The following is a 13,388-nucleotide window of genomic DNA, read 5'->3' as shown; positions in this document are numbered from 1 at the left end:
CTGCCCGCTTGTCGAGTGGCAACGCCGTCGCGTCGGCGGCGTTCCGCCGCCGACTGCGACAGGCTCGATGCTCTCCATGCCGAATCGTCCTTCCCAACAGTTGCTCGGCACCGGTTTCTCCATCGAACTCACATCTCAGAAGCAGTCAGCCGACGAGCTTTGCGAGGTACTGATGATTGTCCAGCCCGAGGGTTGCGTGCTTCGGCGAGAAATGGCTGTGTCGAGGTGAATATTGATTGATTCTGCCGATCATCTATTTAAAGGGCTTCTGAACGAGAGCGTTGTTGACATGACAATTCCCAACTCGTAGATTATTCCTCTATAGGTTGCTTTTTGGTCTTGTTATCTTCAGCTTCGTTATTGTCCCCTTCTAGCGCTGTACTAGTGGACACGGTTTCATTGGGGTCACTATTGCTAGATTTGTAACGGGTGAGCCCAGCGATAAGAAGCACTATCCCCAGAGCGGGAACAAATAATTGCGCCTTTGCCGATATGCCAACAGGTAGTACGGTCGCGATAGTGACCGTGGAAAAAATGACCCCGGAAATCTCACCAAGCAACGCCCTTTGAAGCCATTTGGTTTTTTCATCAATACGCTGCTGGTTAGCCTTCACAGTTTCCACATAGTCACAGGTTGTTTGCTGAAGATGAGCAACGAGATCTGGATTATAATCTGATTCCGTAAGCCGGATTGCGTGCGGCACAAACCCCGGCTCTTGGTTCTCGTCAAGGTTACTGAAAAGCGCAGCGACCATCGCTCCGACAAAACTGAGCGTAGCTATGATAGCGCTACTGACGATAAGGATTCTATTCGCTAGTATACTCCAGACCTGTCCAGTAGAATATGCTAACAGGGCTGATGTTGCAGAGATGAGTAACGCAAGAAAGACTGGTGCGAACTTCAACACGGTTTGTCGCTGTGAATTGATATCGACAATCTGCTGTTGTTGGGCTTCGAGTGTGTTCTCAAGCCGGTCATTGGCGTCAGCGTAGACCTCGGCGTTCACAGGTTGCGACTCAACTTCATCTTGTGGTGTGTCAGTCATGATGTTGTTTCTCACCACTCCAAGACAAGTAAATTGGGGGTACACGTTGCAGAAGGGCTTGCAGTGGCGCGCAAGCAACGTGCGCGAAAGACTCGCTCTTTCCGCGCCGTTCGAGCGAGTCGGCTGGGGAGGACGCGCCGAAGGCGCAGGTGGTCACTATAGAAAACTACTCAACGGTGTGAGTGATGCAACAATAAGGTGTGCCGATCACTGCTCGCTCAGTAGCCAACTTGAACTACTTCGAATCGGTTTCCGATTGGTTGGTGCCGTTGTGAGGGTCTTGCTTCCCGTTCCGAAGCCGATGTATCCAGCGGCGGACCATGCGACTCGGGGACCCCCAAGTTGCACCCCACTCCTCGATTGAGAGTGACGATTCGTGATCCGTACTGTCGCTCATGTGTGGTTGTAATGGGTCCATGGTTATATGGCTATTGCGGCGAGGGTGAGTATCACGCCAACGAACAGCGAAACATCGCTGATGAGGAGCAGGGACGAACTCCGGTCCAGCCGATCAGTGTTCGTGCTGATCGCTGCTTCCAGTTGGGAGAGGAATATTTCTTCCCATCCTTCGTCGGTTTCAACAAGTTCTTCAACTCCATCCGCGTTCGGCCCGAGGATCGGCGCTGATACGCTGTACACAGCCAGCCCGACACCGAATGACACTACCAAGAGCACAATCCCGATATACCCCATTGGCTGGACCACGCTCACATTGAACGCTTCTATCACGGTGATGAGTGCGCTGACGATAACCGTCGTCAGACGAGCCGTTCGGAGCGCCTTGTCATCAAGATTGGCCTGGCGTTGTTGCTGGGCGTTCAGCACTGCTCTCGCTTCTTGGTAGGCGACCGCGTGCTGCGGCCGCGACCACAGTTGTGCTTCGACGCCACTGGACTGGTCTGCGCCATTCATCGTGTTTGTCTCACCTCACCGCTCTGGGGTGAATAAAACCTACCGCGGAACGCAGCGGCTGCCAGCGTTCGATTTTCGGTGGGTGTGCATCCGCTCTTTCTGTCTTATGTAACGCCTGCCGATCGTTGAAAAGGCTGACTGTTACATAAGGTCAGGCGACGACCACGCCGACCGTTGGACACTCTCGGCCAGTCGACCTGGAACGTATTGGCTACTCAGGACCAATGCTTGGTCCCCGCCTTGAAGCCGGTGACGGCGAGGGTCGGTCGATTTCCTCCCAGTAGTCGAGATCGCCAGGCACGTACAGGACCTCAATGTCGTCTTCGAGGCGAAACGAGGTCGGGTCGCCGGTCGCCGCGGGATCGTCGGGACCGGCGGGCAGAACGTCGTTTGCGTGGTCGAACCCGGCAGCGTGCATCATCGGCCCGCACCTCCGTCTCGTTCCCCACGGTCGCTCTCTGAGCCCGTCGCGTAGGTCTCGACCAGATCAGCGTCGCGTTCGAGGAGATGGCCGTGTTCCATCTCCCACGCTGCCAATCGATTTCGTTGCTGTTCACTGACTTGTCGACTACGCTGTTGAACCATCTCTCGAACACCTCACTCTTTCGGGAATCGAAAAATCAGCAGGCGGGAGCGATGCTGTTGCGGTGCTGTTGCGGTGGCAGTCGCGGTTGGTGGTGCGAGTGCGCTGTGGTTCTGTGTCGGAATGAAGGTCGTACTGTCATCTGATAGTAATCAAATAGTACGTTTTTGTAATCGCACCCAAGCAGTGGTATGGAAAACGAAAGTCTCGGGAATTCTTTCCCTCGGCTAGTCTGATATATTGGGGATTGTTGGCCCCAGTTAGGTTGACATCCGTGGCATCGATTCCGCGACCACTGCTCACCACACCGCTCCGACCGCCTCTGCGACCGCCGCTTTGTTCTGTAGTGGCTGTACCAGCGGTGGCGCGTGCGAGACTGCGCCTGAACGAGTCGCTCAGTCGTCGGTGCGACAACTGGGACAACGGGATCCGTAATACGATTGCGCCCCGAGATTGAATTGTTTGCCACACTCGCTACAATCGACGAGATCGAAGTTGGCCTCGAACCCGTCCTGACTCACAGTGTGCGTGCGTTGCGTGGCGTGCTGGCTGTCGTCGCTCGTATCAGTCATACCTTCGGACACCTCACCCCTTCTGGGGAAACAAATCGGCGGCGGAACACGTCGGTCTTCTCTCCGCTTGTATCTGAAAGGCAGCAGTCGGAGCGGCGGCGCGTGCGTGACTGCGCCTTGGCGCAGTCCGCGCGCGAGGGACGACCGAGGAGGCGCACTCCTCGTGAGTGCGCCCCGCAGGGAGGAGGCTGGGGAGGACGCGCGCCGAAGGCGCGCGAGTGGCCGAACACCAAAAAAAGACTGGATCGATAGAACCTGGCCGTTACTTGGTCACCGCGAGCACGCCGTCCAGATGCTCGATCTCGGTTTCAGTGGTGAGCTTCACCGAGTACCGTCCCTCGTATTCGTCAGTCACGACGTTTTCGAGCTTGTACGTTTCTCCTTCTTCGAGGTCGGACAGATCCGAAGTGATCCACGAGACGAATTTGAGCGATCCGGAGCGGCTTGAGAGCAGCCCGGCTTGGGCGATACTGTCGGTGGACGGCTCCCACAGCTGGTCGACTTCGGCCTTGATGTCGATCCAGTTGTCGGCCGAATCGATCGTTCCCAGCGCCACGGCAGTGTCGCCACCAGCAGCGAGCTGTTCGCGCTCAGCAGCCGGCCCGGTGATCTCCGCGATTTTGGTTTCCGAATTGAGCTTCACCGTGTAGTTGCCGTCGAATTCACCAGTGACGACGCTCTCCAGTGCGTACGACTGACCCTCTTCGAGTGCATCGAGATCCGACGACGCCCACGTGACGAATCGGATGTATCCGGAAGAATCGCCGAGCAGACCGCCCTGGGCGATTGCATCCACCGAACTGTAGTCCCACAGTTCGAGGACTTCGACTTCCATGTCGACCCACCGGCCAGTGCTATTGATCGCCGCACACCCTGTCGGGTAGTCGACACCGCTCCCACCGTTTTCCGCGTTGTTCTGAGCCTGTGCCTCACCGGCCAACTGCTTGGATTCCGTAGACATTGTTCGAACTCTCCGAGTGGGCCGAAGTTCGTTTCTCTCGACCCTGCACCCCTTCTGGGGGAAATAAATCGCTGAGCGGTTCGCGGGGGTTGCAGTCTGGTGCTGCTCGTCAGCCGCGTGGAGGGATGACCGGAGGGAGCGAAGCGTGGGTGGTCGCACTTATCAACAGTACTCAGCTTTGTACGTTGGGCAGGTGATATGAATTACCGTACGGCAGCCAGTTGGAACCGAAATTCGGCGATCGTACGAGCGCCGTATCGGCCACGATTCGACTGAATCACAGCAAACCCACCTGATCAAACACAACTCGTGACACGGTCGCTCTCAGTGAGACATCAGTAGAACGCCTCGGACGTCTATTCCCCTCCAAAATATGTTGGATCTCCAACGTGCAAAGCTGAGAACAGTAGTTGAAAGCACGCACAAAACCCGGAACCGAGGGTCGCGGCCTCCGATCCGAATCCTTCGACCGCGCGGAGACGCCTCGCGAGGCCGCTTTCGGATTTGGTCCGTTTCAACTATCGATCAAAGAGGATAAACGAGCTGGACCGAGCAAAGAATCGATCTCAAATGGTTGACGGCTCATCGCCACTGTTCGAGATGATCTGGATCCTGTACCGTTTCCCGTGTTCAGTCTCAACGACCCCTCCAGTTTCCTCTTCTATTTCCTCGCGAGTTCGCGTTGAGGCTTCCGATTTTTCTTCTACCTTCTCGGTCGGTGCTTCCGTTGATTCACTCATTGATGTCCTCTACTTGTGGCTGCTTGGGTTTGTACTTTCCTGTGATGATGTACCACACGACAGTTCCCATTACGATAGTCGTGACGATTAGCAGGGTTACACTTACTCCACCGGCCCCGACGACGAGGGATGCCGCCGTAACTGTTCCGTAGACGACACCGATCACGAGTAGCGTCAGCGTGTATCGAAGCCGGATCGCGTTCATCTTGATGATCCGTTCGTTTGTTTGGAGTGCAACATCGTACGCGGCCAACGTCGTCTTGAGATGGTCCTCCATCGCAATCTGGAATTCTGGTTCGCTCAACATATCTGCTGTTTCGTGACCGAGGCCAGCTGCCTGACGACTGCTGAGATAGGTGATAATCCCCATCACCATTGCCCCCAGCAATCCAAGTGATGCGATGATCCCTGCCGCTGCGGTCACATTTGAGAGTGGCAAGATCGTGCCGCCATCATTCGCACTTAGCGTGACGAGGACCGATACGACTGACACTATGACCCCGAGCAAGATGGCGACTAACCGCGTTATGAAGCCTGCTCGCGAGTCCACGTCTTGGATTTTCTGTATTTGAGCGTCCAGCGTGCGTTCGATCCGGTCGGCCGCATCGACGTATGGCTGCACGTCTGAATTGTCCTCTTGCATCCCCGAGGACGGGTTCTCTTTCTCGCTCATCTCTCGATCATCTCACTCCTTCGGGGTGATCACAAAATGGCTGGCGGTATGGTCGCTGTAGCGGCGGCGCGTGCGTGACTGCGCCTTGGCGCAGTCCGCGCGCGAGGGACTCGCTCGGGCGGTGCAGAGAGAGCGAGTCGGTTGGGGAGGACGCGCGCCAGAGGCGCGCGGGTGGTCAAACACCAAAAAAGGGGGTCTCGATCTACTCGGCGTCGGCCAGTTCGATGTCGGCGACCTGGGCGAGCGCTTCCTTGGCTGCTACCTCGTACTCTTCGATACCGTCACCGTATGCCTCGCGCGCTCGGTCGGCGTCGGGACTGGCTCCTGGACCCTCGGCGAATTCGTCGAGTCGTGCCATCGTGTGGTCGGCCGTCTCGACGACCCATTGGTCACGGGCAGCCTCGGGCACGACGGTGATCGACTCGGGCGTCAGCGACGTGAGCACCTCGCCATTGTCGTTCTCGTAGCTCCGCGGCTTCCCGACCACTGCGACGTACTCGGGCGGCCCGATCGAGCGCAGTGCTGCCATCGCTTCGGGCTGATACTGCCCGGCGTAGACGAAGAACGTCCCCGTCGGATCGACCACGCGTCCCTGCCAATACTCGTCATTGCCGCTCTTGGCGAGGTTTTCGGCTTCGAGTAGTGCTCCGACGGCGAACATCCGGTTTGCACGCTGGCCGGTCGGCAGCACTGCGTACTTCGGCGCTCGCTCGTCGTCGGACTCCTGGAACAGCTCCGTGGCATCGGCGAACTCCTCGGCGAACGCGCGCTTGGCTGGTTCTCTGTCAGTACGACCGTCGTTGGGACTGCTTGCACTCGAACTCATGATTGATCGAATCTCGATTGGGGCACAACGCTACACGGCACAACTCCACGTTGCTCTCGCCCCTGCACCCCTACGGGGGTGAAAAATTGCGGACCGTCGCCGTCACGGCGCGGTCGGCACGGTGCGTCCACCGATCGTGAGCGATGGCCTGATCTGGTCCGATCTGGTTAGGCCATCTCTGCGCCGAAGTGCTCGTTGAGCATGTGGGCCGCATCTGCCTCGAACGCGACATCCTCACCGATCTCCTCGCATTCGTTCACGAGGTGATACTCGCCGATCTCCGGTCCTTCGATCTCGTAGTACCGCCCCACGAGCATGGAACGGAACTCGTCGGCGACGACCGAGGTGTCGAGCACGTCCATCGCGGCGTCGGTCGCCTTTTCGAGCGACCAACCCGTGATGTCCTCGGTGGCCTCCAGATCGAAGATGACGGGTTCGGCCTCCTGACCGTCATCGAGGACGCCCTTGATCCGCATGTCGAACTCACCTTCGACCTCGCCGTGCTCGGAGCACCGACCATCGTTGAGGACGCGCGTGCAGTCGTCACGAGTGCAACGCTTGATCAGCCCACTGCCCGGGCGAATCGCCACCAGCGCACCTTCACTGGTGACCGACTCCGACCCGTAGTCGTCGTTGTCAGTGTCGATCTCCTCGTCGAGATGCTCGATCTCGGTCGTCTTGTTCAGCTTCACCGAATAGCGGCCGTCGTACTCATCGGTGACGACGTTTTCGAGCGCGTATGTTTCACCTTCTTCGAGCTCCGGCAGGTCCGAGGTTGCCCACGAGACGAACTTCACCGTGCCGGATTCGTCGGCGAGCAGGCCGACCTGTGCGATGGAATCGCTCTTGGGCTCCCACAGCTGGACGACCTCGGCGCGCACGTCGATCCACAACTCGGGCTTGTCGATGTCGCCACACGCCACGAGATCGTTCCCCGACCCCGACTGAGCGTAGAACGCGTCACGCTCGATGTCGTGTTCATCGAGTAGGTGCGTGACGACGCTCCGACGTGCTTCATCCTCGGGCACCATGTACTCGTGTACCAGCGTGCTCACTCGCTGTTCGACCTCGTCGCTATCGACCTCGATACCGGCGTTGTTCTGGAACTGTTCCTCGATCGACTGACTGGTTTCGGTCACAGACATTGTGAACTCCCTCTGACTTCGACTGGACGGGCCGAGTCACGCTTCGTGTGTGCTCTCGACCCCTGCACCCCCGTAGGGGAAACAAAACTGCCGAGCGGACGCGGAACGGAATGCGACGATCTCGACTGAACCCGCCTCGACTCAGCGGCAATCGACCTGATCAGACACCAGGATCGACTGTCGGTACGTCCGCGGGGGGTCGTGGCCCCCTCACCCCTTCGGGGAGGAAAAACGGCGGTCGCGGGTGCGGAAACAGCGTGGGACGTCTGTCCCACGCGTCGCGGTTGCGGGGCGAACACACCGTCCGGCCGCGGTTGCACCACTGCCAAAAAGGGGAGAGACGACGGCTTAACCGAGGAGATGATTCTTGCTACCGACGATATCTTCTTCGAGGTCGACGACTGGCTCGTGGTCGCTGTCGAACGTTCGTCCGGTCTGTTCGTCGGTCATCACCGCAACCGTCTTAGCGCTGTAGCTCTCACTGCTCATTGGATTAGACCTGAGGGCTTCATCTCCCCTCACCGTTCTTTGCACGGGAGAGGCGTCGCTGTCTGCCGCTGTCACGACGACGGTCATCTCTCGAAACCCTCACCCCTTTGGGGGTGTGACAAATGGGGCGTGGCGTACACCTGTCATCCACCTCTTGGACGAGACAAACCGACTGGAGAGTTGTAGAAGCCCCTACTAACAGATCGCACCGAGAGTAGTATGATTGGAAAAAGATGCCCCCTGGACAGCTGGTGCGGTAGTGGTACGGTCTCGGTCGCGGTAGCAGTACGGTAGCGGTAGCGGTCTGCCAGCGGTCGCGGTACGGTGGCAGTAGCAGTAGCGGTCACGGTATGGTCGCGGTAGCAGTAGCGGTTGTGGTACGGTAGCGGTAGCAGTAGTGGTACGGTGGCGGTAGCGGTAGCAGTACGGAGCAGTCCGGCAGCGGTACGGTGGCGGTTACGGTACGGTCGCGGTAGCGGTGGCAGTGGCGGTAGCGGTAGCAGTAGTGGTCTGGCAGCGGTTAGCGGTCTGGCAGCGGTCGCGGTAGCAGTACGGAGCGATATGGAACGGTCCGGTAGCGGTAGCGGTGGCGCGTGCGTGACTGCGCCGCCAGGCGCAGTCCGCGCGCGAGGGACGACCGAGGAGGCGCACTCCTTGTGAGTGCGCCCCGCAGGGAGGAGGATGGGGAGGACGCGCCCGACGCGAAGCGAGGGCGCGGGTGGCCGCACACTCAACAAAAAAGCTGGGGCGATCTCACAACATCGTTGCAGTCACTGTCGATGACATCACGCCAACGGCGAGTGCGACGATGACGATCGTCCCGACGAGATTGATCCGTCCGTCGTTGTTTCGAGGATCGACCAGCGCGGGCAGATCGAGAGAGCCTTCACGTTCCGAGATCGGCCACAGCGGCCGGACATCAGTCGCAGTGAGTCCATCGGCAAGGATGTGACCGTACGCAGCCAGCCCGCCGACGGCGAAGCCGTACTGTGCTGCTGCTTCTGAAGTAACGATTCGTGAGCCTGCGTAGATGACGATGTTGTCGGCGATCAGCCAGCCGGCGGCGGCTACCAGTCCACCGACGGCAGCGGCACCCAGCAGCGAGTGCGTCCACTCGTCGGGGATGATCCACGGGCTCAGCTTGTCGGGGATGCTGGCGACGCCCACTGCAGCGATGCCGCCCGCGACGGCGAAGGCTGGATAGGCGTCGGCGATCCACCAGCCGAACGGCGCGTACGCTAGCAGCGCGCCGAGAGTTGCTGTCAAGCGCGGTGTCGTGTTCGGTCCACTCTGTACGGCTGCGACCATCTGCTGGTTAGCGGTTTTTGAACTCATCTCTTGAACACCTCACCCCTCTGGGGGGAAACAAATCGGGCTGCACCACAGCGGTCTTCATCGAGTCGCGTAGCGCTCGCGTTCTCGTCTGTTCGTCTCTCTTGCATCCTTCCTCTCGGAACCGGGAGCCTCACTCGCTGGCCGTGACCGGCACCCGGTGGACGCGATCCCGTCCAAGCAGCTCGCGTCCGGTGTCGATCATGTCCGCCGTCCCGCGCGAGTCGTTGACGTGGATGGCCACGAGGGCGTCGGCGTACTCGGCCATCTCCTCGTTACGGATGGGGCCTGCTGATCGACCGTGGGTATCCCAATCGGCAGGGAAGCGCTCGACTGGGATACCGTGTTCGTCGGCCCAATCTTCGCCGAGCTGATCGACGCCACGAGCCGTCCCCGAGACGACTTCCGCAACCGGGAAGCCGGATTCGTCGATGGCTTCGGCAACGATCCGGCGCTGGCCGTCCGGCGAGAGACAGTCGAGAATCGATCGCGACCCGGCGACGATCACCGAGAGACCGTCAGGGGCGTGGGTGGTTTGCGAGCGAGCACCGTCGCCGTCGGCGCTGGAGTTGGTCACCATCTTTCGAACACCTCACCCCTTCGGGGTGTGCGACAAATGGGGCGGCGTACACACCGGTCGTCCACCCTCGTAGTTGTACTCGACAACCATCGTGGAAGTAGGAGTAGTAGCGGTCGTGGCAGTGATAGCAGTAGTAGTAGGACCCGGTGGTAGCGGCGGCGCGTGCGTGACTGCGCCTTGGCGCAGTCCGCGCGCGAGGGACGACCGAGGAGGCGCACAACGTGCGCCCCGCAGGGAGGAGGCTGGGGAGGACGCGCGAGCGACCGCAGGGAGCGAAGCGCGGGTGGTCGACACGCACCAAAAAAGGAACCCCGCGCCGTCACGGCCGCCGGTGGCTACACTCGCCGTCATCGAACTTCGAGCAGTAATCACAGATCGGTTGATACTCGGCCTCGGGTCGCCGCCCCTTCGCGAAGTCGCTTGTCTTCACCATCTCGAAGACGAGATCGCCGTCGCAGTCGTCTTCGGGGCACCCATCGTCGATGATGTAGACGGGTGTCCCCTTGCCGATCGTCTCGCACTCCTCGAGCGGGACGAGACCATGGCCGGGCACCTTCGCCGTACTGCCGTACTTCTCTTTCGCCGCTTCGAGTCGCGCTTTCCGCTCTGGCTCACAGATGAAGTCAGGATGGTGCAGACCATCGCAGTGCTCGCAGGCGACCATCCCGCACCGGCAGGAGCTACACCACCATCCCTCGTACAGCGTCGTCTGCTGTTCATTGCCGGCCTCCTTGATGACGTCATACTCCATTTCGCTCCCGCAGTCCGGACAATCACGAGTCTGTCCCTCGTCGCCGTCGGCGCTGGTGCTGCTCATCTCTCGAACACCTCACCCCTTCGGGGGTTCCGACAAATGGGGCGGCGTACACCTGTCATCCACCTCTTGGACGAGATAAAACGGACTGGAGAGAGTTGTAGAAGCCCCTACTAACAGATCGTATCGGAAGGAGCATCCTTGGAAATAGACGGTCCTGGACAGCTGGTGCGGTAGTGGTACGGTAGCGGTAGCAGTAGCAGTAGCGGTAGCAGTAGCAGTAGCGGTAGCAGTAGCAGTAGCGGTAGTGGTCCGGCAGCGGTAGTGGTCCGGCAGCGGTTAGCGGTCTGGCAGCGGTCGCGGTATGGTCGCGGTAGCAGTAGCAGTAGTGGTACGGTGGCGGTAGCGGTAGCAGTACGGAGCAGTCTGGCAGCGGTACGGTAGCGGTTACGGTACGGTCGCGGTGGCAGTGGCAGTGGCGGTAGCAGTAGCAGTCCGGAGCGATACGGAACGGTCCGGTAGCGGTGGCGCGTGCGTTGACTGCGCCTTGGCGCAGTCCGCGCGCGAGGGACGACCGAGGAGGCGCACGTCAGTGCGCCCCGCAGGGAGGAGGCTGGGGAGGACGCGCGAGCGACCGTCGGGAGCGAAGCGCGGGTGGTCGGAGTCGCCAAAAAAAACCGAAAACCGCTGTGGACGGCTACTCCGAACTGATGAATTCTTCAACCCCGATGGTGGTATCGCCTCTTGCGAACCGCTCGTTCGGGTTGGCCGAGAATCCTCGCTCGGGGTTCCGGTGTCGGTAGGTCCGCCGTCGATGGATCTCCTCCATCGATGGCTCGTCGAAGCTCGGGGGATTGTACCAGCGCGCCCCCTGGGGCGCTGGTCCGTCACCTTCTTCGAGCACCCGGATCTCGGTCCGACCGGAGACGGCCAACGTCGGCTGCCCGTTGTACCGATCCGGCTCACCGTCGATGATCCGCACCCGGTCACCCTCGTGGAGGATCGTCTCCTCGTAGGAGTTGTTCCAGACCGTGACCTTGCACTGTTGCCCGGAGCCATCATCGACGAGACCGACCTGCTGTTGACTCGCGGGATCGTTCGGTTCCCACAGGGTGACGACTTCGCCCTCGATGGTAGCATCCCACTGCCACTTCGAGATGTTCGCGATGTACTGGCGCTGGCCCGAGATGGGCTTCGTACTGCCAGCGTGCTCATCGGCTGCGAGGATCGCCTCGTTCAGCTCGTCGCCAGCGGCGACGCGCTGGGCGATGTCTTTTGCGATGAGATGCACATCCGGGCACGCTTCCGCGTACTGCTCTCGGATGCGCTTGGCCTCCGTGTAGATCGTTCCGGCGACCTCCTTCGAGGTGCGCTCTCGGGGATGGGGCTTCGCCGCCTCGGCCTCCATCTCCTCTCGAACTTCCTCGACCGTCGTCCCGCGAGGGTCGGGGAGCCACGACTGAGCCAGCCGCTTGGTGGCCGCTGCAGTGGCCTGTTCGGGCTCCTCGCCGCGCTCGTGCGCGGCGTGAGCACGGTCGTGGTGTCGATCGAACTCGGCTTCGACGCCGGCTGCACGCTCTTCCTGTTCGAGTGTCCGACGTTCCTCGTCGAAGGCACACGTCCAGTCGTAGGGATCATCGTCCGTCTCGGCGAAGTCGAAGTTGCCCATGTAGACGACGTTCTCACCCTGCTCGGTCTCGATGTCGAGCTCGCGCTGTTTTGAGGTCACCGTCGGCTGACCGCTCTCGGTGGCACCCACCTGGGCGAGGATCTCGTCCGATGCGACCTGTGACGCAACCGGGCTGGTGACGCCGCCTTCATCGTCCTCGCGCACGTCGAGGGCGATGTTGTCTCGACCGAGGCCGCTCTCACCCTCGCGCTGAGTCACACTCGTTGGTGCCGTGAACGCATCTGCCGGCGTCACGTGGTCGTTCGTCCTCGTGTTCCCGCGCTCTCGGAACCGCGTGGCACACCGCTCGGTGGCCGTCTCTGCGCCCGCATCGTTGTCGTCCTGTGCGACCGAAACCGTCTTACTGCTGTAGCTCTCACTACTCATTGGTAGAACCTTGAGGGCTTCATCTCCCCTCACCGTTCTTTGTACGGGAGAGGCATCGCCGTCCGCTGCTGTGACGACGTTCATCTCTTGAAACCCTCACCCCTTCGGGGGGCCCGATAAATGGGGCTTCGTACACACCTGTCTTCCGTCCTCTTGGACGAGACAAAACTGACCAGAGAGAGTTATAGAAGCCCCTACTAACAGATCGTATCGGAAGGAGTATGCTTGGGAAAAAGACGGTCCTGGATAGCTGGTGCGGTAGTGGTACGGTAGCGGTCACGGTATGGTCGCGGTAGCAGTACGGTTGTGGTACGGTAGCGGTAGCAGTACGGAGCAGTCCGGCAGCGGTCGCGGTAGCAGTAGCGGTTGTGGTACGGTAGCGGTAGCAGTACGGAGCAGTCCGGCAGCGGTCGCGGTAGCGGTACGGTAGCGGTAGCAGTGGCGGTACGGTGGCGGTAGCGGTACGGTAGCGGTAAGCAGTGGCGGTTGTGGTCCGGCAGCGGTCGCGGTCTGGCAGCGGTCGCGGTAGCGGTAGCAGTGGCGGTACGGTGGCGGTAGCGGTACGGTAGCGGTAAGCAGTGGCGGTTGTGGTCCGGCAGCGGTCGCGGTCTGGCAGCGGTCGCGGTAGCGGTAGCAGTGGCGGTACGGTGGCGGTAGCGGTCGTGCTGAACGCGCGTGAGGAACGCGCGCGATGCGTTTTTCGGTTGCGGTGCGGTCGT

At 60.4% G+C, this 13,388-nt stretch carries 15 protein-coding genes; all 15 read right to left on the bottom strand.

The window, feature by feature from the left end:
- Positions 1 to 311: 311 nt before the first annotated feature.
- On the bottom strand, positions 312 to 1,046 hold the full coding sequence (locus MUK72_RS15170) for a hypothetical protein (RefSeq protein WP_244705979.1): 735 nt from the start codon (positions 1,044 to 1,046) through the stop codon (positions 312 to 314).
- A gap of 420 nt (positions 1,047 to 1,466) precedes the next feature.
- Positions 1,467 to 1,958, bottom strand: a complete 492-nt coding sequence (locus MUK72_RS15165) for a hypothetical protein (RefSeq protein ID WP_244705977.1) — start codon at positions 1,956 to 1,958, stop codon at positions 1,467 to 1,469.
- A gap of 211 nt (positions 1,959 to 2,169) precedes the next feature.
- Positions 2,170 to 2,379: a hypothetical protein gene (locus MUK72_RS15160; RefSeq protein ID WP_244705975.1), complete on the bottom strand. Its 210-nt coding sequence runs from the start codon at positions 2,377 to 2,379 to the stop codon at positions 2,170 to 2,172.
- A complete protein-coding gene (locus MUK72_RS15155; protein ID WP_244705973.1) occupies positions 2,376 to 2,543 on the bottom strand; it encodes a hypothetical protein in 168 nt (55 codons plus the stop codon). Before MUK72_RS15155 ends, MUK72_RS15160 begins: the two co-directional genes overlap by 4 nt.
- A 393-nt stretch (positions 2,544 to 2,936) precedes the next feature.
- A complete protein-coding gene (locus MUK72_RS15150; RefSeq protein ID WP_244705972.1) occupies positions 2,937 to 3,113 on the bottom strand; it encodes a hypothetical protein in 177 nt (58 codons plus the stop codon).
- 262 nt (positions 3,114 to 3,375) lie between these two features.
- Entirely contained in the window at positions 3,376 to 4,074 is a 699-nt protein-coding gene (locus tag MUK72_RS15145) for a replication factor A (protein WP_244705958.1), read from the bottom strand.
- A gap of 566 nt (positions 4,075 to 4,640) precedes the next feature.
- On the bottom strand, positions 4,641 to 4,814 hold the full coding sequence (locus MUK72_RS15140; protein WP_244705956.1) for a hypothetical protein: 174 nt from the start codon (positions 4,812 to 4,814) through the stop codon (positions 4,641 to 4,643).
- Entirely contained in the window at positions 4,807 to 5,487 is a 681-nt protein-coding gene (locus tag MUK72_RS15135; RefSeq protein ID WP_244705954.1) for a hypothetical protein, read from the bottom strand. Before MUK72_RS15135 ends, MUK72_RS15140 begins: the two co-directional genes overlap by 8 nt.
- A gap of 202 nt (positions 5,488 to 5,689) precedes the next feature.
- The gene (locus tag MUK72_RS15130) at positions 5,690 to 6,313 is read right to left on the bottom strand and encodes a nucleic acid-binding protein (RefSeq protein WP_244705952.1); all 624 of its coding nucleotides are present in this window, start codon (positions 6,311 to 6,313) and stop codon (positions 5,690 to 5,692) included.
- Between the two features lie 167 nt (positions 6,314 to 6,480).
- A complete protein-coding gene (locus tag MUK72_RS15125; RefSeq protein ID WP_244705950.1) occupies positions 6,481 to 7,458 on the bottom strand; it encodes a replication factor A in 978 nt (325 codons plus the stop codon).
- Between the two features lie 348 nt (positions 7,459 to 7,806).
- Positions 7,807 to 8,034 carry a hypothetical protein gene (locus MUK72_RS15120; protein WP_244705948.1) on the bottom strand — a complete coding sequence of 76 codons (228 nt, stop codon included), beginning with the start codon at positions 8,032 to 8,034 and terminating at the stop codon, positions 7,807 to 7,809.
- 666 nt (positions 8,035 to 8,700) lie between these two features.
- Entirely contained in the window at positions 8,701 to 9,282 is a 582-nt protein-coding gene (locus MUK72_RS15115) for a metal-dependent hydrolase (RefSeq protein WP_244705946.1), read from the bottom strand.
- A 130-nt stretch (positions 9,283 to 9,412) separates the two neighbouring features.
- Positions 9,413 to 9,859: an SLOG family protein gene (locus MUK72_RS15110; protein WP_244705944.1), complete on the bottom strand. Its 447-nt coding sequence runs from the start codon at positions 9,857 to 9,859 to the stop codon at positions 9,413 to 9,415.
- Between the two features lie 319 nt (positions 9,860 to 10,178).
- Positions 10,179 to 10,676, bottom strand: coding sequence for a hypothetical protein (locus MUK72_RS15105; RefSeq protein WP_244705942.1), 498 nt, complete (start codon positions 10,674 to 10,676; stop codon positions 10,179 to 10,181).
- A 634-nt stretch (positions 10,677 to 11,310) separates the two neighbouring features.
- Positions 11,311 to 12,669 carry an SOSS complex subunit B family protein gene (locus tag MUK72_RS15100; RefSeq protein WP_244705940.1) on the bottom strand — a complete coding sequence of 453 codons (1,359 nt, stop codon included), beginning with the start codon at positions 12,667 to 12,669 and terminating at the stop codon, positions 11,311 to 11,313.
- Positions 12,670 to 13,388 lie beyond the last annotated feature (719 nt).

The sequence above is a fragment of the Halococcus dombrowskii genome (assembly GCF_022870485.1).
Taxonomy (GTDB): Archaea; Halobacteriota; Halobacteria; order Halobacteriales; family Halococcaceae; genus Halococcus; species Halococcus morrhuae.
This window is presented reverse-complemented; position numbering and strand designations above follow the sequence as displayed.